At 39.4% G+C, this 25,715-nt stretch carries 13 protein-coding genes; 8 read left to right on the forward strand and 5 right to left on the reverse strand.

Annotated elements, in window-relative coordinates; translation table 11 throughout:
• Window positions 1-1,066 precede the first annotated feature (1,066 nt).
• From miaB to TERY_RS01770, 4 genes are all read left to right on the forward strand, one after another.
• Window positions 1,067-2,422, forward strand: a complete 1,356-nt coding sequence (gene miaB / locus TERY_RS01755) for a tRNA (N6-isopentenyl adenosine(37)-C2)-methylthiotransferase MiaB (protein ID WP_011610241.1) — start codon at window positions 1,067-1,069, stop codon at window positions 2,420-2,422.
• A 684-nt stretch (window positions 2,423-3,106) separates the two neighbouring features.
• Window positions 3,107-4,858, forward strand: coding sequence for a ShlB/FhaC/HecB family hemolysin secretion/activation protein (locus tag TERY_RS01760; RefSeq protein WP_370496430.1), 1,752 nt, complete (start codon window positions 3,107-3,109; stop codon window positions 4,856-4,858).
• A gap of 12 nt (window positions 4,859-4,870) precedes the next feature.
• Window positions 4,871-8,092, forward strand: a complete 3,222-nt coding sequence (locus tag TERY_RS01765; protein WP_011610243.1) for a filamentous hemagglutinin N-terminal domain-containing protein — start codon at window positions 4,871-4,873, stop codon at window positions 8,090-8,092.
• 35 nt (window positions 8,093-8,127) lie between these two features.
• A complete protein-coding gene (locus TERY_RS01770) occupies window positions 8,128-11,010 on the forward strand; it encodes a CHAT domain-containing protein (protein ID WP_011610244.1) in 2,883 nt (960 codons plus the stop codon).
• 18 nt (window positions 11,011-11,028) lie between these two features.
• Here the strand turns inward: TERY_RS01770 and TERY_RS01775 are convergent, their stop codons facing one another.
• The 4 genes from TERY_RS01775 to TERY_RS01790 all read right to left on the reverse strand — a co-directional run bounded on the left by TERY_RS01775 (window position 11,029) and on the right by TERY_RS01790 (window position 16,189).
• On the reverse strand, window positions 11,029-11,820 hold the full coding sequence (locus tag TERY_RS01775) for a DUF928 domain-containing protein (RefSeq protein WP_011610245.1): 792 nt from the start codon (window positions 11,818-11,820) through the stop codon (window positions 11,029-11,031).
• A 114-nt stretch (window positions 11,821-11,934) separates the two neighbouring features.
• Entirely contained in the window at window positions 11,935-14,286 is a 2,352-nt protein-coding gene (locus tag TERY_RS24620; protein ID WP_011610246.1) for a CHASE2 domain-containing protein, read from the reverse strand.
• A 116-nt stretch (window positions 14,287-14,402) separates the two neighbouring features.
• Complete coding sequence (locus TERY_RS01785; RefSeq protein WP_011610247.1) at window positions 14,403-14,795, reverse strand: hypothetical protein; 393 nt, start codon at window positions 14,793-14,795, stop codon at window positions 14,403-14,405.
• 122 nt (window positions 14,796-14,917) lie between these two features.
• Complete coding sequence (locus tag TERY_RS01790; protein ID WP_011610248.1) at window positions 14,918-16,189, reverse strand: WD40 repeat domain-containing protein; 1,272 nt, start codon at window positions 16,187-16,189, stop codon at window positions 14,918-14,920.
• A 747-nt stretch (window positions 16,190-16,936) separates the two neighbouring features.
• Here TERY_RS01790 and TERY_RS24625 point away from each other — a divergent pair.
• The 3 genes from TERY_RS24625 (at window position 16,937) to TERY_RS01805 (ending at window position 22,500) form a co-directional block, all read left to right on the forward strand.
• A complete protein-coding gene (locus TERY_RS24625; protein ID WP_011610249.1) occupies window positions 16,937-18,025 on the forward strand; it encodes a sigma-70 family RNA polymerase sigma factor in 1,089 nt (362 codons plus the stop codon).
• Window positions 18,026-18,746: 721 nt separating this feature from the next.
• Window positions 18,747-19,157 carry a hypothetical protein gene (locus TERY_RS01800; RefSeq protein WP_011610250.1) on the forward strand — a complete coding sequence of 137 codons (411 nt, stop codon included), beginning with the start codon at window positions 18,747-18,749 and terminating at the stop codon, window positions 19,155-19,157.
• Window positions 19,158-19,683: 526 nt separating this feature from the next.
• On the forward strand, window positions 19,684-22,500 hold the full coding sequence (locus TERY_RS01805; protein ID WP_011610251.1) for a DUF4347 domain-containing protein: 2,817 nt from the start codon (window positions 19,684-19,686) through the stop codon (window positions 22,498-22,500).
• Between the two features lie 344 nt (window positions 22,501-22,844).
• Here the strand turns inward: TERY_RS01805 and TERY_RS32050 are convergent, their stop codons facing one another.
• Window positions 22,845-23,009: a hypothetical protein gene (locus tag TERY_RS32050; RefSeq protein ID WP_155994229.1), complete on the reverse strand. Its 165-nt coding sequence runs from the start codon at window positions 23,007-23,009 to the stop codon at window positions 22,845-22,847.
• 203 nt (window positions 23,010-23,212) lie between these two features.
• On the opposite strand from TERY_RS32050, the gene TERY_RS01810 reads away from it, so the two are divergent.
• Window positions 23,213-25,063: a hypothetical protein gene (locus TERY_RS01810; RefSeq protein WP_011610253.1), complete on the forward strand. Its 1,851-nt coding sequence runs from the start codon at window positions 23,213-23,215 to the stop codon at window positions 25,061-25,063.
• Window positions 25,064-25,715 lie beyond the last annotated feature (652 nt).

A 25,715-nucleotide genomic window follows, 5' to 3' on the forward strand; every position in this document is an offset into this window, starting at 1 on the left:
TTCTAATTATCAAATCTATCCCAAAGAACATTGAGGGATAATTTTAATATCGGAAAATGAATCCTACAGAATAATATTGATATAGGGAATTATTTCCAAAATGGCTATAATAAAAATACGCATTATTTTAGATTGGGAAATAAAAGCTAATGTCAGGAGAGTTGACTCGGGAAAATAGGGGAATAATTAAGGCGATCGCTAATTAAATTGAATTGAATTAAGGCATATATTGACAAGGCTATCCTGTTTATTTGTTAATGGTAACTGATATTATTTTTAGTCTTATTCAAGAGAAACTATTACATATTTAAGTTACTAAATTGTCTAAAAAATTTGCTTTAAATAAGCAATAAAAATAGAAATATACTTTAGTATTTTGGGTAATTAATAGTTTTTTTTCAGCTATGCTCTTTGGTAAGAATATTTTCAAAATCAATTACTTAAAACTACATTAAATAAAAGCAAAACCTCCATCAAGTGATTATTTAAAGTATACTTTATAAAAGTAAAGTTTATAACTGAGTGTAAAGTAACTAAAGAAAAATATTAATATTATGGTGACAAACAAAAAAATCCGGTAGAGAAATTAGCAGAGTTTACAAAACTATTATAATTAACTCTGATTTTATTGGTTAATATTTTAATTTATAGTTAATAAACAGTAGGATTTTATGTAGAATATATTGATTAAAATTGGTATAATAATATATAGTTTAATTATATGACTTTTTTTGCTTCAAAGTAATTAAATAGTAGCAGTAATATTGAGAAAAATATCAAGATAAAAATCTATATCGGAAATGACTTTAGAGTTATAAAAAATTATTTTATCGTGAAGAATTGGCACTTAACTTACCTAGTTTGCTTATCTATAATATCTATAATTATGTGAACTATATGATTTTTTATCGCCCTGTGAAAAACGGCATAAAAAATGCCATAGTTAGAGAGCAAATGCAACATTTAGGGGGCAAATGCCATTTACTCCTACTAGATATGGCGTTTGGTGCGTAAGTCCTGATAATATTAAGTTCTGGTATACTATCATTTTATTCCATCTTTAAATATGAATACAAATAACCGTCACTATCACATTACTACTTTCGGCTGTCAAATGAACAAAGCTGACTCCGAACGCATGGCAGGTATCTTAGATAATATGGGTCTTATTTCTTCAGAAGACCCTAACAAAGCTGATATCATTCTATATAATACTTGCACTATTCGCGACAATGCTGAACAAAAAGTCTATTCTTACCTGGGTAGACAAGCAAAACGTAAACATAAACAACCAGACCTCACTCTTATTGTTGCTGGATGTGTGGCTCAACAGGAAGGGGCGGCACTACTGCGGCGAGTTCCCGAACTTGACTTAATTATGGGACCTCAACATGCTAACCGTTTGCAAGATTTATTAGAACAGGTATTTAATGGCAACCAAGTAGTCGCGACTGAACCTATTCATATTGTGGAAGATATTACTAAACCTAGACGGGATAGTAAAATTACTGCTTGGGTAAATATAATTTATGGTTGCAACGAACACTGTACCTATTGTGTTGTTCCTAGTGTACGGGGTGTAGAGCAGTCTCGTACACCTGAGGCTATTCGCGCTGAAATGGAAGAGTTGGGGCGACAAGGTTATCAGGAAATAACATTGTTAGGTCAAAATATTGATGCTTATGGACGGGACTTACCCGGGGTAACAAAAGAAGGGCGTAATAAATACACTTTCACAGATTTACTTTACTATGTGCATGATGTACCAGGTGTTGAACGTATTCGCTTTGCCACGAGTCACCCCCGCTATTTTACAGAACGTTTAATTAGAGCTTGTGCTGAGTTGCCTAAGGTTTGTGAACATTTCCATATTCCGTTTCAGTCTGGAGATAATAAGTTATTGAAGGCAATGGCTAGGGGTTACACTCATGAAAAATATCGCCGCATTATTGATAAAATTCGGGAACTGATGCCGGATGCTTCTATTAGTGCTGATGCAATAGTTGGGTTTCCTGGGGAAACTGAGGCACAATTTGAGAATACTCTGAAGTTGGTGGAGGATATTGGGTTTGATCAGTTGAATACTGCTGCTTATTCTCCTAGGCCGGGAACTCCAGCGGCTTTATGGGAAAATCAATTGGGTGAGGAGGTGAAGTCAGATAGACTACAACGGTTGAATCATTTGGTTGGTGTGAAGGCGGCCGATCGTTCGCAACGTTATATGGGTCGTATTGAAGAAGTTTTAGTTGAAGACATGAACCCTAAAAATGCTGCTCAAGTTATGGGTCGTACCCGTGGTAACCGTCTGACATTTTTTGAGGGAGATATTGCTCAGTTGAAGGGTAAGTTAGTTAAGGTGAAAATTACTGAAGTACGTCCATTTAGTTTGACTGGTGAGGTGAAGGAATTTGTGCTAGTCTAGGAGTTTTGACTTATAACGTTTTCATATTAATGAACCATATCGTCATAAGCAAAACCAAGCTGGAAAATTGTTGTAGCCTGCGTATGAGTAATATCATGTCTGGATCATTAGTCATAAAAAGCATGTGGTTTGTAGTTGGGCAAGAGCTCTATTTGCACAACTATACTTAGTCCATAAAGGGCTTTTGAAATTGATGAACCACATGGTGATAACCTAAACTGTGTAGAGGCGTTCAATAGAGCGTCCCTACTGTGGTCTACTGAAATAAAAACCGCTATAAGTTTTGAAAGCTTTATATAGATATGCTTATCCATTCTTAAAGTCTAGTATCTAAATAGCGATCGCATAATGTATTTTTCTCGTCAGCCCCAGCTTGACAAGCCTGGTTCCCCAAAAAGGAATAAGTGGTCTACCAGAAAGGTCAAAATTTAGGAGAAAGTAAAACCTATGTAATCTTTGCTCCATAAAGATTATCATAGTTTATTGCTAAGCAAATATCTGCACTTAGGGCTAAAGCTTTACTACAAAATTTAATTATAACTATTCAACCAGGCATGATATAATTCTTAAAAGCCTCAGTTAAACTAAGAAAGAAACATTGAGGTTTTATATCAGTTTTATCAAGTAATATATAAAGGTAGAATTTAAGTGTTTGAGAAATTTTCCCAGGAAAGGTGGCTAATTTTGCCCATATTTCTAACTGTTTTGGGGAGCCCTGTTAAAGTGTCTGCTCATCCGGTCTTGATTTCTAGTCAAGATCCAGAAATAGCTAGGACTTTCTGGCTATCTCGGACTAATACTAGCTCTTTGGCTCAAGTTCCTGCTCCCATTCCTCCTAAAACTCCGGAACCCCCTCTTCCTAAATTTCCTATTCAGCTAGAGTCTCCCCAACTTGATATTACTCCACCCGGAGCTTCAGAGAATGAATTAGAAAACTCTGAACCTTATCTACGGGTGAAGATTAATAAGTTTGAATTTGTCGGTTACACGGCATTTACCAAGGAAGAATTAGAGGAGGTGGTTAAACCTTTTACTGAGCGACCTATTACCTTTGCTGAACTCCTCCAAGCTGAGAAAGCGGTGACTGATAAATACGTTCAGGCCGGTTATATCAATTCCGGAGCCGTAATCTTAGCTGGACAAAATCTCAAGGATGGGGTAGTAAAGATAAAGATTATTGAAGGGGAAATAGAAGATATTCAGGTAACCGTAACAGGACGCTTGAACCCCAACTATGTCCGTAGCCGGTTAGCTCTAGCTACGGAAAAGCCCTTTGATCAGAATAAGTTACTTCGGGCTCTCCAATTATTACAGCTTGACCCCCTAATAGCTATTATTAAAGCAGAGGTATCAGCTGGACCCCTTCCCCAATCTAGTTTGCTGACTGTCAGTGTTACCCAGGCAGACTCTTTTAGTATTGAATCTTTTGCTAACAATAGTCGCGCTCCTAATGTGGGCAGCTTTCAACGGGGTCTTCGGTTAAAGCAGGGAAATTTATTGGGTTTTGGTGATGGACTAAACGCGAGCTATACAAATTCTGACGGTAGTAACAATTTTAGTTTTAACTACACTATTCCGTTTAATGCCCGCAATGGTACGATTCAACTTACTACAGAATTAACTGATACTCGTGTAGTTGAATCTCCTTTCGATGACCTTGATATTATGGGAGAGTCCCAATACTACGAACTGACAGTGCGCCAACCTATTATCCAATTTCCTACCCAAGAATTGGCTCTGGGTTTAACTTTTTATCGACAAAACCGTGAGAGTGAACTATTGGGAGAACCTTTTCCTCTATCTCCTGGTGCTAATGAGAAGGGGGAAACACGAATCTCGGCGATTCGACTTTTCCAAGATTGGGTTAAACGGAATCAGGCAGAAGTATTTGCTGTTCGTTCTCAATTTAGTTTGGGAGTGGGGGCTTTCAATGCTACCATTAATGATGACCTCCCCGATAGTCGCTTTTTTAGTTGGCGAGGACAAGGACAGTATGTGCGACGTTTAGCTAAGAATTCGGATTCTTTGCTGGTGGTGCGCACAAATATCCAGTTGGCTGATAGAGGTTTGTTACCTGTAGAACAGTTTCGTATTGGTGGTGTTAATAGTGTTAGGGGTTATCGCCAAGATTTATCGTTTACTGATAATGGACTTTTTTTAGGCACTGAGGTCCGACTGCCTATTATGCGCTGGGATAATGTAGAGGGAGTTTTGCAGATAGTTCCTTTTGTGGATTTTGGAGTCGGTTGGAACAGTTCTGATTTGCCTGAACCAGAGCACAATAGTCTGGCAGGAGTCGGTTTTGGGTTACTATGGCAGATGAGCGATCGCCTCAGCGCCCGCTTTGATTGGGGTATACCTTTGATGGACGTTACTTCGGAGGAAAAAACGTTACAGGAAAATGGTCTTTATTTTACCATTGATGCTAAATTTTAGAGGGATAAAATTATGGACAAATTTCGATGTCAGCCTAAATTAAGTGCTTTTGTTGCTTTGGCCTTTTCTTTGTCGCCAATTGTTGCGACTGCCCAAATTGTTCCTGATGACACTTTGGGTAAGGAGAGTTCGGTGGTGGTTCCTGATAATATTAAAGGTATTCCCAGTGAACGTCTGGAAGGAGGGGCAATTCGTGATGGTAATCTGTTCCACAGTTTCGGAGAATTTAATGTTGGGGAGGGACAAGGAGCTTATTTTGCTAATCCTGCTTTGATTGAGAATATATTCACCAGGGTGACTGGGACTAATGTGTCTAACCTTCTGGGAACTTTGGGAGTGTTGGGTAATGCTAACCTATTTCTGATTAATCCCAACGGCGTTATTTTTGGTCCTAATGCTAGCTTAGATTTGCAGGGGTCTTTTGTAGTTAGTAGCGCTGAGAGTTTTGTTTTCAACAATTTTGAGTTTAGTGCCTCTAATCCCCAAGCACCACCTTTATTGACGATAAATATTCCCCTGGGTTTGCGGTTTCAAGAGAATCCGGGACCGATAAGTGCTAGGGCTACTAGTGAGCTTAAGGTAGGACCAAGGCAAACTTTGGGGCTGTTGGGGGGTGAAGTTAGGTTGGATGGTACTGTCATTGAATCTCCGGGAACTCAAGTAGAGTTGGGGAGTCTCGCTGTTCCTGGGGTAGTGGAACTAAATGAGGATTTAAGTTTCATTTTTCCTGAAGGGGCGGCGCGAGGGGATATATTTTTAGGGAATGAGGCGGTAATTAATGTCCGTAGTGGAGGGGGTGGAAGTATAACTATCAAGGCCCAGAATGTAGATGTTGTGGGCGGAAGTGAACTTCTGGCAGGAATAAGTGAAGGGTTAGGCTCCCCTGAAGCTCAGGGAGGTGATATTGAGATTAATGCTACTGGTAGAATTAATTTAGCTGATAACAGCTTGATTGATAATGAGGTCGAAGAAAATGCTGTGGGCAACAGTGGTAATATTAAAATTAAGACTGGTGCACTTTCAGTTAATAATGGCTCAATTATAGGTACTACCATCTCCGGAGAAGGAACTGCTGGCAGTGTGACTATTGAAGCGAGTGACGCTGTAGTCTTGGATGGAGTAAGAGACTTAGACATTTTAACTGGAGTAAGTAGCAGTGTGGAAGAAGGAGCAGAAGGGAATGGAGGGGTTATCACTATTACCACCGGCTCTCTGGAAGTTAAAAATGGTGCTGAGATACTTTCCATTAACTGGGGTAAAGGAAATGCAGGGACTGTGAATATTAATGCTACTGAGACTGTCGTCTTGGATGGAGGAAACTCAGAATTTTCCACTGGAATAGCTACCAGTCTGGAAGAAGGAGCAGAAGGGAAAGCAGGGGTTGTCACTATTACCACAGGCTCTCTGGAAGTTAAAAATGGTGCTATAATAGATTCCCTTACTTTGGGTAAAGGAGACGCAGGGGCTGTGAATATTAATGCTACTGAGACTGTCGTCTTGGATGGAGAAAACTCAGAATTTGCTACTGGAGTAAATAGCGATGCGGATCCAGGATCAGAAGGGAATGCAGGGGGTGTTACTATTACCACAGGCTCTCTGGAAGTTAAAAATGGTGCTGTGATAGGTGCCGTTACCTTTAGTAAAGGAGATGCAGGGACTGTGAATATTAATGCTACTGAGACTGTCGTCTTGGATGGAGGAGACTCAGAAATTTTAACTGGAGTAAATAGCAGTGTAGCACCAGGAGCAGAAGGGAATGCAGGGGGTGTTACTATTACCACCGGCTCTCTGGAAGTTAAAAATGGTGCTGTGATAGGTGCCGTTACCTTTAGTAAAGGAGATGCAGGGACTGTGAATATTAATGCTACTGAGACTGTCGTCTTGGATAGAGGAGACTCAGAATTTTTAACTGTAGTAGCTAGCAGTGTAGCACCAGGAGCAGAAGGGAAGGCAGGGGGTGTTACTATTACCACCGGCTCTCTGGAAGTTAAAAATGGTGCAGAGATAGAAGCCAGTACCTTTAGTAAAGGAGATGCAGGGACTGTGAATATTAACGCTACTGAGACTGTAGTCTTGGATGGAGAAAACTCAGAAATTTTGACTGGAGTAACTAGCAGTGTGGAAGAAGGAGCAGAAGGGAAGGCAGGGGGTGTTACGGTTACCACCGGCTCTCTGGAAGTTAAAAATGGTGCTCAGCTACTTGCCGTTACCTTTGGTAAAGGAGATGCAGGGACTGTGAATATTAATGCTACTGAGACTGTAATCTTGGATGGAGGAGACTCAGAAATTTTAACTGTAGTGGCTAGCGGTGTAGCACAAGGAGCAGAAGGGAATGCAGGGGGTGTTACTATTACTACCGGCTCTCTGGAAGTTAAAAATGGTGCTGGGATAGCTGCCGATACTCTTCCTGAGTCCACAGGGAATGGTAGCGACATCTCCATTGACGCCACCAAAGTTACTATCACCAATAGCTCTGAAATAGTTGTAAGCAGCGCAGGACAGGGCAACAGTGGTAATATATTCCTCAGTGCTGGGGACCTCTTCCTTGATCGTGGTTCTAAAGTCTCTGCCATTACTGCTAGTGGCCAAGGAGGTAACATGACTTTCAATATTGCCAATCTCTTCAGCTTGCGAAACAACAGTCCCATCTCAACTACGGCAGGAGGGACAGGTAATGGTGGAAACATCAACCTATCGACTGAATTTTTCCTCGCCAGAGACGACAGCGACATCACTGCCAATGCTTTTGAAGGCAACGGTGGCAATATATCGATTGCAACTCAAGGTATTTTTAGCTTCCCTAATAGCACCATTGATGCTAGCTCACAACTAGGAATTGATGGAGTTATCGAAATCAATACCCCTGATATTGATCCTAGTCAGGGATTAATTAAGTTGTCAGAAAACGTGGTAGATCCTGACCAATTGATTGCCCAAAATCCATGCCTACAGGGAGAAGAAAGCGAATATATCATCACGGGGCGAGGGGGTTTGTCTCCCAGTCCTGCTCAAACCCTAAACAGCGACCCCTTAGAAGTGGGATTAGTGGAAGCAGCCACAGGGACGGCAGCCACTGTTACCCCACCGCCACCACCGACTTCTACTGCCCAAATTGTTCCCGCCAAAGGGTGGAAACTTAATGAAAAAGGTGAGGTGATCTTAGTGAGTTACGACCCCACTAATACCCAGGTTCAAAAGCACAGAGCTAATCCTGCTACCTGTCAGCCTCGCTGAGAAAATTCACAACTGACAACTGATGAGGAAAAAGAATGAAGCCCAAAAATACCCCAAATAATTGGAAATTCCTTAAAACACTAATTAACCAACGGCATTTCCTCCAAAGTCTGCTGTTGTTAATTTTATTTTTCATAGGCCTAGCAATTCCCCCAGTGGTTGCTCAGATGAGCCCCCAAACTCCCATATTCCAAATTCAACCTGATAGCTTCAGCCTGGAAAAACAGGCTAGAAGCCTCTATCAAACCAGAAACTTTCCTGAAGCCGCCAGATTTTGGGAACAAGCGGTAGTCGCCTTTGCTAAACAAGGGGATCAACTCAACCATGCCATGGCACTAAGCAACCTTTCCCTAACTCGTCAACAACTTCGAGAGTGGGAATTAGCACAAAAGGCTATTGACGAAAGCCTAAATATCCTACAAACCCTAGAAAAAACACCAGAAACACAGCGCATCCTCGCTCAAACCCTGGATATTCAAGGAAAGCAGTTGCGGGAGGTAGAAAAGCCGGAAAAAGCTCTAGAAACTTGGCAACAAGCTGCTGACCTGTATCGGGAAATTGACAGACCAGAAGCAGCCGCCCAGAATGAGTTTAACCAAATTCAGGTACTCCAAGACTTAGGACTTTATCCCCGCGCTTGCAAGAGTTTATTATCAATAATAGAGCTGAATGTTCAAAATTGTCAAGCATTAAGGAAATTAACCCCAGAAGATTTAAAGCAACAACTCCAAGTATTTGCTCAACGCCCCGCTTCCTTACTCGAAGTCCAGAAATTGCGAAATCTCGGTGATGTACTGCGAGTTTTAGGTCAGCCAACTAACTCGGAAGTTCTATTAGAAGCTAGTTTGGAGGGAGCTAAACAATTAGAACCTTTCCCAAGCAAAAACGCCGAAATTGCTGCTATCTATCTCAGCTTAGGCAATACCGCTCGTGTCCAAGGCAAAAATGACAATGCTAGAGAAGCTTTAACATTCTACCAAGAGGCAGTTAAAGCAGCTACTGAGTCAGGAACAGCTACCCTCATAATTCAAGCTCAACTCAATGAACTGAGTCTGTTGGTGAAAAAGCAGTCCTGGCCTCAAGTGCCAGATTTGGTGTCTCAAATTGAACCCCAATTAAATAATTTGCCTCCTAGTCGCGCCGCTATTAATGCCCGACTTAATTTCGCCCAAAGCCTATTCTGCTGGAAAGAGCCAACCCTCAGTCAGGAAGAACGTCAACTCTCATCTCCTATTATTGAGCAGTGCAGTTTAGCCAGGGATAGAGAGAAAAATAATCAACTTCAGCCCTCAGATGTTCCGAAATGGGAAGATATTGCCGAAATAGTTACTACCGCTGTCAAGCAGTCTCAAACCTTGGGCAACAAGAGAGCAGAGGCTTATGCTCTCGGTTATCAGGGCAGCGTTGAGCAACAAATGGAAAAATTTTCAGAAGCTCAAGATTTAACCATAAAAGCTCTGAACATATCATCATCTTTCCAGTTGCCAGACATTGCCTATCTCTGGCAGTGGCAACTGGGGCGCTTGCGGGAAATTCAGGGAGAGGAAGATGACGCGATCGCTGCTTATAATACCGCCTTTGCCACCCTTCAGTCCCTGCGGGGAGACTTAGTTTCTATTGATCAGGAAGTTCAATTTACTTTTCGCGACAGTGTAGAACCTGTCTATCGAGAATATGTCGATTTACTCTTGCGAGGGGAAGATATCTCTCAAGACAACCTTAAACGAGCTCGTGAGGTGATTGAAGCCCTGCAACTAGCTGAACTGAATGACTTTTTTGGCAATGCTTGTTTGGAAGCAAAACCCAAGAAAATTGACACAGTGATTAAAGAAACTTCCTCCCCAACAGCATTCTTCTACGCAGTTATTTTGAAAGACCGTTTAGAAGTAATTTTGGCTTTATCAGGAGGCAAAGAATTACAACATTACCATACTAACAAATCTCAAGATGAAGTTAAAGCAATCAAAAAAACAATAAAAGACCTACGCACATTTCTCTCCAATAAGACGACGGCTTTGGAAGATGTGAAAAAACAATCCCATAAAATATATGATTGGCTAATCAAGAAAGCTCAAAAACAACTAGAAACAAATGGGATCCAGACCTTGGTTTTTGTTCTAGATAGTCCATTACGTAATATTCCTATGGCAGTTCTATACAATATCGAAACTGAGCGATATTTGGTAGAAGACTACGCCATCGCCTTCACCCCAGGCCTGCAACTTTTGAGTCCTCAACCTGTCAAACAATTTCGCTTAAATGGGTTAACAGGAGGTGTGAGCGAAGAGCGAGAAACTGAGTCAATAAATTTTGGTAGAACGAAACCACAAGATTTTACTGAAATTCCCTTTGTCAAGGAGGAATTAAAAAAAATTCGCTCAGTAATATCTAGTTCAACAGAAACTCTATTGAATGAGAAATTTCTTAAAGAGCGACTGCAAAATGAACTCAATTCAGCTAACTTCAACACCGTTCACCTATCAACTCACGGCAAATTTAGTTCTAATATAGAAGACACCTATCTTTTAGCTTGGAATGAACTACTCAAAATGGAAGATTTAGAAAACTTGTTCCAAATTAAACTGGCTAATCAGTCAATTCCCATTGAATTACTCGTCCTGAGTGCTTGCCAAACAGCCAAAGGCGATGAGCGAGCAATATTGGGAATGGCTGGGGTAGCAGTGAAAGCGGGTGCCCGTAGCACACTAGCCACCTTGTGGCCAGTCTTTGATGAATCCACGGCCGAATTCATGTTCTTATTTTATCAGCAGTTAATCCAGAACCAGGCTCAAAATATGACCAAAGCTGAAGCACTTCGTCAAGCTCAACTAAAATTATGGGCTCAGAAAAAACCAGGAAAACGGTGGAATCACCCCTATTATTGGGCTCCCTTTATTTTGCTAGGTAATTGGCTATAAGCTTGAGGATACAAGCCATTATTTTTCCGGGATACAACAGGATAATATAGGTTCTTCCGCGAAACTTTCTAAGCCAGCAGCCTTCAACAACTTCTTCCAGTATCCTTTCAGTTCGGGTTCTTGTGGCTCACGACGGCGGCGTTCAGCTAAATCAGTCAGAGCATCATGCCAAATACCTTTATTAGCATAGTCACTATAAATCTGGAAATTAGAATTCCCCTTAACCCTTTGCACGTAACCTTCTAGAACAACGTTCGCATCTGTATCTTCTTGATTACAGAAAACTAGGAATAACCAAAGATAGGGACGTTCAATTTCCAGACTCTTCGGTAAATTATCCGGCAGGGGAATACTGACAATTCCAGGAGTAGCAGAAAAATTAAAAGTAGTTCGGTAAATATCCCTTTCTCCTTCTTCATCTTGGAGGACAAATTGTCCAGTTTGTACCTCCTGAGAATTGTAAGGAATATAAAACCAAAATGTAGGAGAATTGCTAACTGTCAAACCCATGTTTTCCGGGACCAAAGCAGTCATCGGCGGATCTACTTTTGGGCAGTCAGGATTCTTAGTTCCTCCAGAGGTTCGTGTATTTGGTCTCCCTGTCCCAGAAAAATCGATGTTATCAGAATCGTTTTTTTTATCGGTTTTTTTTTCGCTTAAAAGCTTTACCTTAACCGAGTCAGAATTGAGAATTAAGCTAGGTTCCTGTCCCTCCGCTGAGGGAAAATATATAATTAAGCTAGCAACACTCCAAGCAATAGTGAAAGCAGCAAAAGAAAACCCTAACAAAACTAATTTATTTTGATTCATTACTCCTAATCCTATATTTATGTAACTTACAGCAATTCCCGTTGTTATTATATACACCAACGGGAGCAATATAGTTGCACTACAAGATTTTCATTATTTACCATGTATATCATTTTACAGAAACATGGTGTCATTAATTGTTTTATTAGAGAAAATTATCGCTATCCCAGTTAAAAAGAAACCTAGTATCGAGGGAACCAGTGGCAGCCATCCGCCAATTTCTATAAAAACTAAAAAGCAGATTCCCCATAACGTAACAGGTACTGCTACTACAGTTATCCCAATGAACCACCTTCCAAAAACTTGCCTGCTCCAACAAATACCCAGTATTCCTCCTATAAAAGACCAACCCCAAACCCAAATATTTTCTAAGGCCTGCGGCCACCACCACAAAAGTGTTCGCCCATCTAAGACAGCACTGAGAATCTGACTGATCATGTGACCATGAATCATTATTCCTGGTATCTTCTTATTATAGGGAGTCAAATGCATATCTTCATAACCAACCTCAGCAGCATCAGTCCCAATGAGAACAATTTTGTTCTTGACCAGATGGGCGAGTTTAGAGTCACGGGATCCATCAAGTAATTCCTTAAGAGTCATCGTTTCCGCAATTTTCTCAGAAGAACGGTAATTGAGAAGAATTTGATAACCTAGTGCTTCCCTTTTAGGCAAATGATATCCCCCAGCATCCTTCTCTAATTTATGGAAAAGGACCTCATTAATTTTTAAGTTACCTTGATTAAATTCTCCTGCTCTCTTTTCCATGCCTTTTTCTTTTAGATAACGAATTGCTATCCTCAGACTAAAAGAATAACTTGAACAAAGGGAGTTTTCAGGAATTGACATCCCCAACAACTGACGTCGAATAACGCCACCAGAGTCTTGAGGAAAATCAGCAAAACCTATTCGTTGTTTTTCTTGAATTTCAGGAGGAGGTTCTATGCCAATACTATTATTTTTTTCTTCCTTAATTTTACATACAGCGATCAAGCTTTTATTCTGGGCGAGCTGAGTTTTTAAATGTTCATCTTTAGCAGGAAAATCTCGAAAGATATCTAGACCGATAACTAGAGGTTTATAGGTATTTAATTTGTCTAAAACTTTAATAATTGCTTGGTCTGATAGTGATTCTCCTCCTATTTCCCACCCCATTTCCTTTTGATATTTAATATCTTCTGGAGTAACTGTAACAATTAGCAAGCGTTTATCTGGACCTTCATCTCTCCTCCATCTTATCATCTGATCGAAAGCCTGTAGTTTGAATTGTTGTACTCTCTCTGGAGGCTTTGTTACTAAAGTAGTTATGAATATGCTTATTAGCAGTACAATAGACAGAATAGTATATGATTTTAATATTTTAAAAAAATTTTGTTGATATTTGCCTTGATTTATCTCTCTTTTCAGGTTAATGTTTGGTAATTCTTTAAAGATTATTTCAGGCTCTTCTTGGGCAATTCCTAATTTATTTTTTGGTTTTTCTATTTGATATTTACACTTAAATAAATTCTCTTTAGATTCATTTCTCCTAAACTGTAACTTTGGCTCTAGTTGAGTTTTTGCTAAAACAATATCATAAGCTTCTCCATGTAAAATGTGGATTTCTGGTTTCATACCACCGCCATATTTGAATTTGGGGATATTCTCTTTAACATATTTCGGTATATTAACTTCCAAAAACTTATAAAAAGAGTCAACTGTTACTTTTCCTTCTTCGTTAGCAGCATCACCATTTAAAGCTAATTGAGCATAGTAAGTAAAGATAGAAAGATCAGACTGATTTTCCATAAAATATGATTTTTGATCCCCTGCTGAAGAAGTAATAATTACTAATCCTTCTTTTTGTTTAATTTCAACTGAATTATCCGAACTTATTCCCTTAGATATGGCTTGATATCTTTGTTTTTGATTTAACAACTGTTGAATTAGTAAATTCTCTGCTGAATCATTTTTACCTTTACTGTATCCTCGAACAAAAGCGCCTGAATAACATAAATCTAACAGCCATACTTGAGAATTAGAAGTACAATTTTTTATTTGTCGGTGGAAATAACTTGCTTCAATAGCTCCTGTAATTATTTCTGTATCCCTATCATAACTTGTCTCAGAAGTTGCGATATAAAAAGTTCCTTCTGCATCTGTAATACCGTGACTTGAAACATAAATAAGTAAAGTATCTGATTTTTGAGACTCGTAAAAAAACTTGTTGATGGCATATTCCATGTCTTTTCTATCAAGATTTTCCTCCTGGATAACTTCAAACCCACCCTTTTCTTCCAAGCATTTTTTCATAACTTGAACGTCTTCTAGTGTTGGGGAGAAGTTATCTAATCCTTCACCAAATATTGTTATTCCAATTAATAAAGCACGTCTTCGTTCCATAACTTGTTGATGACATATTCCCTGTATTTTTTTATCAAGATTTTCATTCTTGATAACTTCAAATACCCCCCTTTTTTTTAGCATTTATTGATAACTTAAATTTCTTCCAGTGTGGGGGGGGAAGTTATCTAATTCTTCACAAAATGTTATTATTCAAATTAATAAAGCACGTCTTCCTTCCATATCTGTTAATCCAGATTTTAGATCATATTCTTAACTTCATGTAGTAAAGTATAAAACTCTTTATCAGAACAATTTTGTCTTTCTGCTTGAAAAATTAAAGTACCATCTTCTCTGAAAAATTGTACTTTATACTTTCCATTTGTTTTTTCATCTACTAAACTCATTGACCGAGTGATTCTCTCTTCTTCTGCTTCTAATTCTAGCTCTATAATTCCTGGTAAGTAACCTCCCCCTTTATTTGGTTCAGATGAATTTGATTCAGGCTCAAGAATGCGTTTTACTTTTTCAATCACATTCAAAAGTTTTAGCTGTTTCATTTGTTTCAAAAGCTTTATTGTTTCTGTCTCTAGTCTATTTGAATCAATATGTATCAGAGTTATAATAAGTTTAACATTTGAAATATTATTCATTAAGCTATATTTAATAAATTGAGTTTTTAAGTAAGATTTATGATAACATATTTATGGCAATAAAATCAACGAAAAATTCCCCCTTATGGCAAGGCTTTAGAGCTGATTTTTTTATTAATCTATTACTGATTAATACTCGAAGGTTTCCAAGTACAAATATTTCCTTGGCTATTGCTACTAAGTAATCTTTGAGAATGTTGACTAAATACAAGGCACTGAGTATAATTTGGATATGTCTCCAAAGTTTGTATAACATTGCTTTCACGCCAATTATGAATCTTAATAGTCTGACTGTAACTAGCACTAGCCAGAGTTTGACTATCTGGACTAAAAGCCAATGAAAGAACTGCTTTTGAATGTTTCTCTAACTTTTTTATGAAAGTTCCCGAATTGAGATTCCAAAGATAAATCTCACCATCTTTCCCTCCACTAGCCACAACTTCATTATTTGGACTAATTGCTAGAGAAGTTACCCAATCTGAATGTTGTTCTAAACTTTCTGATTCTGGAAAAGATATCCAATCTTCATAGTACTGATGAGGTTGATTATCTTTAGAAGGTACTCCCCAAGAATAAACCTTGCCATCTTTTCCCCCGCTAACTAGCATGCCACCATTTGGGCTCATAGCTAAACACATAACTCCATCTTTATGCTTAGACAAACAACCTACTTGTTTTATTTCTTTAGGCAAAGACCAAACCTTAATTTGCTCACTCTCATAGGAATTAATAAATAAATACTCTCCATTTGGACTCAGAGACATAGATTCAATAGCATAAGGATTAGACCCCAATTCTTTTTGATGCAAAGTCCATTTAACTTCTTGCGTCTGTAAATTCCAAATTTTTATTTTTTCGTCATAACTGCCACTAATTAATTCTTCCTCTGAACTGAAAACAAGACATGAAACATCTTTTTCATGAGCTTTTAATGAACATTTCACTTTTCGTTTCTGTAAATCCCAAATTTTTATTTCTCCGTCATAACTCCCGCTAGCAAGAGTGTTTCCATTTGGACTCAGAGCTATACTGCCAACACTATTTGCATGACCTGTGAGAGTATATTCATTTTCAAGTAATGTATTTTCCCAAGGATTTGAGACAAACTCATATTGATCTATTCCCAACGACTTCCAATCAGTTACTTTTCTCCAATCAATATCAATAGCTTGGCATAAGGCAATGTAACCTTTAACTTCGATTGGCTTTTTGCTCTTAAATCGCTTCAATGTTGATACAGAAGTAACCCGTGCTTTATTATCAATGTGATTAGTAGCTTTTTCAAGCCAATCTAAATCATTCCAACTTGGATTATTTTTTTTTATTCTTGCAATATTATTTTTAATAATTTCCAACCCTTGTTCAGACAATTGTAAAGAACGCGGCCAACCCATAATTTTATCCTTTTACTTTCTTTATTGAGGTTAATTTTAGCCTCTTTAAGTATATTTGGGAAAAAAATCTATTGGACTATGGAGAGGGCAATTTGATGCTCAAGCACCAGGGCAAGCTAGACTATCATTCCAGACAACACGGACACAACCTAGGTCACCTTGCTAATCGGTGTTTTTGTCCTAATTTGGATATATACAGTACTTAAATCTTGCTTTCATAGAATGACTTTGAAACTAAAAAGCATAATCACATAAACATAACCAGTGGAAAAAAAATAAACTAAAAATTAACCCGCTTATGGGCGAGGCTTGAAACCCAATTTTTCAGTAAATTATAACTTCGCTCTGACCTAAAAAGCTTGTATGGAGGGTCTCTACCTAACTCCTAAGTTCTGAATTCTACTCTCACCCATAAGACTTATTCAGTAAGCCCTATTTAGCTTTTTTTTTAACAAATAGTCTCTAATAAATAGTTAGGTTCAATTCATAAAAATATGCTGATCATATTCCATGTATTGAGACAAGTTCAGTAATGGTTCAGTTAAAGTTCAGTAATGGTTCAGTTGAAATTCAGTAATGGTTCAGTTGATATACATCTACTAGAAAAATCAACTAAATTTAGTCAAAAATTGACCCTCAACTGCTCTTGTTTTTTAGGGAAAAATCAAGTATTATTAAGCTACTTTAAAAATCAGAAAGTCTGGCAATTTTAAAAAAAACTAGTGTATCTAACAATAATTTTTTGTAATGTTAAACGAACAGAAAACAACTAGAAATATTGATTCACTATTTTGGCTAGAATGGCAAAAGCATCAAGAGTATCTCTACCGTTGCTGTGTCAAATGGATGGGAGGTAATTCTACAAATGCTGAGGATGCTTTAAGTATGGCCATGCTCAAGGCTAGGGAAAAAATACAACAGTCTTCCAGAAGAATTGAGAACTTAAAACCTTGGCTGGCTAAACTAACCTATAACCTTTGTATGGATCTACTGAAGGAGTCTGCTCGATATAATCAAGGGGTTGAGGATCTAGACTTGGTTATTTCTGGCGCTGATGGGAGCACTCAAGGAGGAGATCCATTTTTTGTTGTTGCCTACGAAGAACTAAAAGATTTTTGTAACTTGGCCATTGATGATTTGCCAAAGAGACTACGAGAAACTTTTGTTCTCCTTTATCAGAAACAATTCTCTTCTCAAGAAATAGCTGCAGAGTTGAATATTTCTGACTCTAATGTCCGTAAGCGTATTTCCCGGGGGCGGGCTATTTTGGAAAAAAGGCGCCAGAAAGAGTACGAAAAACAAGAAGAAATAGTTATTGTGGAGAATCAAAAAATAGAAAGTTCCCAACCTCAAGAGTTGGATACAGAAATTGTTACTGCTGAGATACCCCAAGAGACTATTTTATCTGAAGAGAAAAGTGAGCCTATTTTAGTTGAGGCCACGGTTGAGGAGGAGTTACGGGAAATAGAGACTTTTGGCAATGGAGGACAGCAGCTCTTTGCTCTATCTGTATTGTTGAAATTACTTAGGGTAGAGAATAAAAAGCCCAAGGGTGAGAAACAACAAAAATGTGGTCTACTTAGTAGATGCACAAATATAGGACTGGCATTGCTGAGGGGCAGGATGAATATAAGTGGAGTCCGCATCCTGCTAACCCAAAAATATAAGAAACGGCTCAAATGGCTCACCCACAAAGTGATAGAGGCTCAACCACATTATTTATACAATTTTGGCAAGGGGGAACTAAAAGCTTTAGAAAAACAGTTGAATTGGTTAATAATGGAGAATTTCCTAGGGCCTTCAGCAGCAAAACTGGTATATAAAGACTGCTGCTAGTGGGCTTTTTCGCAGCTAAAGCCATTGTTGTTGAGCCACTCTTAAGTTCATAGTTGAGCGATCGCTATTTGTGGTCAAAAGCAGGCCTCTAGGATACCTTTGGCTAAAATTTATCAACGGTTTAATCACAGCTGCTAGTTGGTTTGGACTGCTGTTAGATTTATTGTGCTCATTTCCTAACTAGAAATGTAGAGCGATCGCTATTTGTGGTCAAAAGCAGGCCTCTAGGATACCTTTGGCTAAAATTTATCAACGGTTTAATCACAGCTGGTAGTTGGTTTGGACTGCTGTTAGATTTATTGTGCTCATTTCCTAACTAGAAATGTAGAGCGATCGCTATTTGTGGTCAAAAGCAGGCCTCTAGGATACCTTTGGCTAAAATTTATCAACGGTTTAATCACAGCTGGTAGTTGGTTTGGACTGCTGTTAGATTTATTGTGCTCATTTCCTAACTAGAAATGTAGAGCGATCGCTATTTGCCATCAAAAGCTCGCTTACAGAATACCTTTGGCCTAATATAGAGTCAAGGGAACTTTGCTATGGGAAAATAAGACTTTCAGGTAAATGAGATTAAATCTATTCCCATTGGCACAGCATCTCGTCGGGAAAACGCTGAAGTTTCTTCTCTCTCAACTCTCAAAAAAAAAATTCACAATTTCTTACCTAAAACAGTCATTAATATAGAGCAAGAAAATTTTTATCAAAAATGGAGTTGAAAATAATGAAGAGTTCAATCATTTCTCGTTTTGTTGTAGTTAGTGGGCTAGTTGTTTGCAGTGCTTTGGGACTTGCTACTGTAGCTCGTGCTGGTGAAGGTGGTACTGCAGGTTCTGCAGCTTTTACCGTTGATAGTGATGGTAAAGTTACAGGCGTAGCTGTGTCTGCTGCGGTAGGTAAGGAAAATGCTTCTTCTGCTGCTTTTAACTACGAGGCTGGTAGTGGTGTACAGAACTCTGCTTGGTCTTTAGGTACTGCTGGTACACAGGAGTTCACTGCTGTGGGTGATGCTAACGGTTTCAATGCTACATCTACTGAAGATAGCGCTCGGGGGACTGACATGACTAATACTTTTTCGGCTGACCCTTTTAGTGTAAACCTTGGTACTACTGACGGAAACTCTTTAGTTGACTAGTAGACCTCTCGAAGATGAACCAGGAATAGAAGTGATTCTTTATAGAAAATAAAAAATTTATGTAAATGATCCTAGGTTTCTCGGAACGGTTCATCGGTTTCTCTTCGACTTCTACTCGACTAGGACAGGAATTACACGAAAAGACTAACCTGTAATGCAAATATCTGATAAAACTGCCAAGATGCACTATCAATGAGCCAGGATAGACTTACTTAAAGGAATTAACGATTAACTTTAATGACCTTTTTGATGGTAACAGCGGCAAAGATATCCTCCAAGATACCGTTGCTGCCTATCTTATATAAGGTTTAGCTGAAGGCAGAAAGCAAAAGGAGCAAGGCTTGGAGCTATTTTTCTTGAAAACTACTGGTTTTCACAAATGATTTAGGATGGCTATATAACCGGATTATATCTAACAATGGAAAGCACTGTTGTATTTGTACTACAATAAGTGTCTTTGGGTAAGTCCTAATATTTCAATATCAGGCAAGCATTTATCTATTAACCTATTTCCTACAAAAAAACTATGAAACTAAACACAAAAAGTATAGTAATAATAGATGCTAGTGTAGAGAACTACCAGCAATTATTAAACGGAGTCATTCCCGGAGTTAAACCTTTTCTCCTCGGCGGCGACACTGACGGTATCCAACAGATAGGGGATATCCTCCAAAAACATCCAGAAACGGATACTCTTCATATTATCTCCCACGGTTCTCCTGGTTGTCTGTATCTGGGAAATAGCCAATTGAGTTTGGATACTCTCAAAGGCTATGAGCCCCAACTACAACAATGGCAACTGGACAACCTTCTGCTCTATGGTTGTAACGTCGCTGCCGGGGATGGGGGAGAAGAGTTTATTGATAAGTTGCATCGGTTGACGGGGGCTGAGATAGCGGCTTCTAAGTCTTTGACTGGGGCGGCAGTTAAAGGGGGGAACTGGGAGTTGGAGGTGAGGACGGGCCAAACCAAACCCTCTCTGGCATTGCAAGTAGAAGCGATGGCTAGCTACTCTGATACTCTTGAACTGCAATTTGAATGGGCTAAACATATCGGCGGTCAAGGTTTGACCTATGTTTATCGCATAACCACAGATAGCATCGGCAATGTTTTGGTGGCGGGTGTTTTTGATGACAATATTGATATCGATGGCGACGGGAACAATGATTTTACCTCTAATAAGGATAGCAGCACCCGGGATGCTTATGTAGCCAAGTTCGACAGCAATGGCAATTGGATCTGGGCTAAACAGATCGGCGGTAGGGGTTCTGAGGATATTAAAACGATAACCACAGACAGCAGCGGCAATGTCTTGGTGGCGGGTGGTTTTGGTGGCAACATTGATATCGACGGCGATGGAAACAATGATTTTTCCTCTAATAATGATTCCTCTAATAATGATGCTTTTGCGGCTAAGTTAGACAGCAATGGCAATTTGGTCTGGGCTAAACAGATCGGCGGTAGCGTCACTACAGGTAACTATATTTCTGGCATAATCACAGACAGCAGTGGCAATGCCTTGGTGGCGGGTACTTTTAAGGGCAACATTGACATCGACGGCGATGGGAACAATGATTTTACCTCTAATAATGATGGCAGCAACGATTCTTATGTAGCTAAGTTTGACAGCAATGGCAATTTGGTCTGGGCTAAACGTATTGGCGGTAGCAATGGTAACTCTTCTGGTGCCATAACCATAGACAGCAGTGACAATGTCTTGGTGGCGGGTGGTTTTAAGGGCAACATTGATATCGACGATGATGGGAACAATAATTTTACCTCTAATGGGGAGGCGGATAGTTATGTAGCCAAGTTCGACAGCAATGGCAATTTTGTCTGGGCTAAACAGTTCGGCAGTATCCGTGCTGACTATATTAATAGCATAACCACAGACAGCAACGGCAATGTCTTGGTGGGGGGTCTTTTTAATAGCTACATTGACATCGACGGCGATGGGAACAATGATTTTACCTCAATTAGCGACATCGATGGTTATGTAGCCAAGTTAGACAGCAATGGCAATTTGGTCTGGGCTAAACAGTTCGGCAGTAGCCTTGGTGGGGTTGTTAGGAGCCTGACCACAGACAGCAGCGGCAATGTCTTGGTGGTGGGTAATTTTAGTGGTGACGTTGACATCGACGGCGATGGGAACAATGATTTTACCTCTAATGGTAATGGTAACCATACTTTTACAGCCAAGTACGACAGCAATGGCAATTTGGTCTGGGTTAAACATAATCTACACAACGCCTACACCATAACCACAGACAGCAGCGGCAATGTCTTGATGGTGAGTGATTTTAATGGCAACATTGACATTGACGGCGATGGGGACAATGATTTTACCTCTAATGGGGACAGGAATGGTTTGGTGGTGAAGTTCTCGGACGATACTAACTCCCCTCCCACGGATATCGCCCTCAGCAACAACACCATCGACGAAAACGTAGCAGCGAATACCCCGATAGGCAATCTCTCCAGCACAGACCCCGATACTGGAGATACCTTTACCTACAGTTTAGTCTCAGGTGCCGGAGACACCGACAACGGAACCTTCAACATCAGCGGAGACGAACTAACAATTAAAAGTTCCCCCGACTACGAAAACAAACCGAGTTACAGCATCAGAGTTGAAACCACCGATGCAGCAGGAGAAACTTATCAGAAGGAATTAACGATTAACGTTAACGACCTTTTTGACGGTAACAGCGGCAACGACATCCTCCGAGGCACCGCTGCCGCTGATTCCATCTACGGTTTAGAAGGGCGCGACAAGTTGTACGGCAAAGGCGGTAACGATATCATATCTGGAGGAGCAGACAGCGATATCGTTAAAGGTGACAGCGGTGACGACCAACTCAACGGCGATGATGGTCGGGACAGGCTTTATGGTGGTACCGGTAACGATATCATATCTGGAGGAGAAGACAAAGACATCGTTAAAGGTGACAGCGGCGACGACCAACTTAACGGTGATGCTGGTCCAGACAGGCTTTACGGTGGCACCGGCAACGACATTTTACTCGGAGGAGACGGCAACGACTTACTTTATGGTCAAGGCGGAGACGACGAGCTTAATGGCGGACCTGGCATGGACAGACTTTACGGCAGTGACGGTATTGATACCTTTGTCTTAGGGGAGGGCCAGGAACGCGATAGCATCTACAATTTCGCGGTCGGTACAGATAAAATCAAGTTAGAGGGCAGTCTGAGTTTTGGCCAATTGCAGATTTTCCCAAGGGGTTCTTCTAGTTTAATTGAAGTCACTGCTACTGGAGAAGAATTGGCTATTGTGTTGGGGGTTAATGCGGCGGATATTAACGACGGCAGCGTATTTATCTAGTAGCTAGTGAACTGTTTTATCTCAAATATTTAGGGCCTGCTGAGAAAGTCTTTAATGCTAGGAAATCCCGCGCTGTCTCCTAAGAGCAGCGCCGGGAGGATGTCAAGAACACATTATTAACTAGTTAATTTTTTTGAGACATATTTGAACAGCCATTCAAAATTTTCTGGTGTCTGCCCATATTGCTCCACTTTTTTGTACATCGTTGCAGCAAATATATCCTTGACTTAAAGATCCAAGTTTTTTGAATTTCTTCAGCCAGCCCTAATTATAACCAATGCTACCAAAGCCTCATCTAGGATAATGAGCACCTTTTCCCAATTCACCCCTACCCTAACACTTAGCTATGCTATCATTTCCACTATTCTAACTACAGCATATTTAACTCCAGTATTAGCAGAAATTCCCAAATGGTCTACCTCAGCAACAGACCTCAAACCCCCATCAAAAAAATTAGCATCCGAAGCCAGCCCCACACCACCTTCATTAAAAAAAAACGAAAAATTCAACCACACCCTCAGACCCAAATTATATTATCCCGCCAAATATCGCTGCCGATAAAAAAATTAGCCCTATCACTACAAGTTTACCCCTCAACGATATCCTTATCAGTCACCTCACAAAATGGCAGTTTAGTAGTTCCCAAGCTTTTGCCAATACTGCCAACAATGACATTATTTTAAATGGTATCTTTAAACTTAACGGTAGAGTTATGGAAAGCTTAACCCGCGATAATATTTATACCGTAGATCAAAAGGCCAGTTATTTACAACTGCGAAGTGTTTCCCTAGATAGAAAAGTTACTACCAGAACAATTGAACCCAAAAGTCTGACCGGGTTAGAAATTTCCATGAGTTTAACAGCAGATTGTATTTTTCCAGATACTCCCAACGACCAAAAATGTAGCTATACCCCTAGTATAATTACAGATCGCAATAGCATAGATTCAGATTTTTTAGTACCCACCCGCATCTCACAAACTTCTCAAGCAGGGGAAATTGTGAAACCAGAAACCTTAGCCTTCATGGAGCGCCCCGGTTTTCAAGCAGGAACAAGCACTCAACCTATAGGACTAGAGTTGTATTTTCCCAATGCCGGTGCTTTTCCTGGAAACACTCAATCTCAAAAAACTCAAATTGAGCGGAAAGAAGAAAACAATTATACAGCTTTCACCATAAACTCACGAATTCGTCAAGTTGTCAAAGCTAACGATACAGAAGCAGTTCTCGGGCGCACAATTCAGGGTTTTGTATTTTTTGACGATGAAAACCAGGGGTTAAATACAACCATTCAAGGGGTGGCGCAATTTTTACCCGATATCATTCCCGACTTAAAAGGCAGTGAAAATCCTGTCAACTCCAGGATCAACCGCCATTTATTTTTAGCCCCTAACAATACTCGTTTACCCGGCAACAGTTATACCATCTATTCCGCTGGAGTAGGTAGAGCCAAAAGTTTAACACCTGATATCACCAGCTTAAGTCAAGTTCCCAAAGGAAGTTATCATAGTATTTGGTTAGGTCTTTCCCCCATTATTGACCGTAGTATTAACCAAGGCCGTACATTCTATGACCCCACAAGTCCACAAGTAGCGACCACCAGTTCTGGCAGTGAAGGTGGGGAAGGTAGTAATGTAGATTTCACCTCTGCAATTAATCAAGACACATTTTCCACAGTTAGTCAAGACACATTTTCCACTCCCAACCTCCGTAATTTCTATGTTCAAGTTTATCTCCAATTTTTAGAACAAGATGCTAACCTCGTTCAGGAAAGTATTTATCAGGAGAAAACAAGTTACTATCCCCATCTGAGCTTTGCCGGAAACTGGACTGGTCCTCAAGATCTTTTCCGTTATTATACTGGTGCCATTGCCTCTGAAAAAATTAAGTTTTACCTGGGTTTTGACTATACTATTAGTACAGTAAATGGTTGGAAGTTTCGCACTGGTGGCATCGGTTATATTAATCCAGATCGGGATTATTACAGCCAAATTTTTGGCAATGCTACCAAAACATTTCGGATTAGTAAAAATGCTAATTTTACCTTGTCAACATTCTTTAATTATGCTATTGATCGGGATACTAAAATTGGTAGTGTTGTCAGCAATTCACCTGCTAGCGCACTTGCTGCCAGAGCTCGTTTGAATTGGATAAAAGGTTCTGTTGGTGTCACCTACTATTTTGGTAATGTTATACCCAATTCTTTTGAAAACCGCTTATTGCTAGAGTTGAGTATTCGTCCGCTCAAAACAGTTACTTTTGGTGTTACCTACTCTTGGGCTAAAGTTATACCCAATTCTTTTGAAGATCGCTTATTGCTAAAGTTGAGTATTCGTCCGCTCCCAACAGTTACTTTCTCTAGCTTTGTTGCACCAATTGATAAAACTTCTAATTCCTCTCCCTATGGTGCCAGTGTAACTTGGAAACTGAAAAATAAATATAACAGTCCGACCCTATCTTTGAATTGGCAAAATCAGAAACATAATTATGCTGATGACCCTTTTGGAAATGAAATTATCGTAAATGATAATAATTTTACAGTCATGTTTCGCCTTAGTAAGTAGAGGCAATTTATGAATTTCCCCTAAAAAAGTTAAATTTTCAACTAACCCAAGTTTGTTATCGTACTAATTACTAATTCCATAGTTATACCAAGTTCAGCAATTAATAAATATTGACCAGTATTCATCGCATTCCGAGGAACAGTTAAACGTTATAAACAATAAAAAAACTTTACATTTTAGAATCCAAAAAAACTAAATTTGAGTAATTACTATCATAATTAATAGTCAACTTTAAATTGCGACTTTTATCAGTAATTATAGCTGACTGTTTTGCCAAATTAATAAACGCCTAATCAATTTATTCAGAGTTAAAATCAAACCCTCAAAAAAAAAGTATTAACAGTTTTTTTTTCTTTGAAATTATACTTATTGGAAGGTAAATAAAACTCTAATTTACTCTTATCATTAACAGCAAAATAACGGTGAATACCTGTAGAAAATGGCATAGTTTTTTGATAGAAATTTGTTTGATAAAATCCCATTTTCAGAATATTACCCCGCAATATATAGGTATAATTAAATTCAAACAGGACTTATGCAAAGGCGCTATGTAGTGCATGACAATTTTGACAATTTTCACTATAGCTTTAGGGCTTAGGGGAGATTAGCCTTAGCGATCGCCTAACTATTTTTATTCAAAAAACCAATAGTA

The organism is Trichodesmium erythraeum IMS101 (assembly GCF_000014265.1).
GTDB lineage: Bacteria > Cyanobacteriota > Cyanobacteriia > Cyanobacteriales > Microcoleaceae > Trichodesmium > Trichodesmium erythraeum.

What these genes read in the sequence shown, in the direction of transcription:
- TERY_RS24620 (WP_011610246.1), bottom strand. Translation starts at nt 14,286, where the DNA reads ATGCTAAAAAAAAGGGGGGTATTTGAAGTTATCAAGAATGAAAATCTT.
- TERY_RS24625 (WP_011610249.1), top strand. Translation starts at nt 16,937, where the DNA reads ATGTTAAACGAACAGAAAACAACTAGAAATATTGATTCACTATTTTGG.
- TERY_RS01785 (WP_011610247.1), bottom strand. Translation starts at nt 14,795, where the DNA reads ATGAATAATATTTCAAATGTTAAACTTATTATAACTCTGATACATATT.
- TERY_RS01800 (WP_011610250.1), top strand. Translation starts at nt 18,747, where the DNA reads ATGAAGAGTTCAATCATTTCTCGTTTTGTTGTAGTTAGTGGGCTAGTT.
- TERY_RS01775 (WP_011610245.1), bottom strand. Translation starts at nt 11,820, where the DNA reads ATGAATCAAAATAAATTAGTTTTGTTAGGGTTTTCTTTTGCTGCTTTC.
- TERY_RS01765 (WP_011610243.1), top strand. Translation starts at nt 4,871, where the DNA reads ATGGACAAATTTCGATGTCAGCCTAAATTAAGTGCTTTTGTTGCTTTG.
- TERY_RS01805 (WP_011610251.1), top strand. Translation starts at nt 19,684, where the DNA reads ATGAAACTAAACACAAAAAGTATAGTAATAATAGATGCTAGTGTAGAG.
- TERY_RS01790 (WP_011610248.1), bottom strand. Translation starts at nt 16,189, where the DNA reads ATGGGTTGGCCGCGTTCTTTACAATTGTCTGAACAAGGGTTGGAAATT.
- TERY_RS01810 (WP_011610253.1), top strand. Translation starts at nt 23,213, where the DNA reads ATGGAAAGCTTAACCCGCGATAATATTTATACCGTAGATCAAAAGGCC.
- miaB (WP_011610241.1), top strand. Translation starts at nt 1,067, where the DNA reads ATGAATACAAATAACCGTCACTATCACATTACTACTTTCGGCTGTCAA.
- TERY_RS01770 (WP_011610244.1), top strand. Translation starts at nt 8,128, where the DNA reads ATGAAGCCCAAAAATACCCCAAATAATTGGAAATTCCTTAAAACACTA.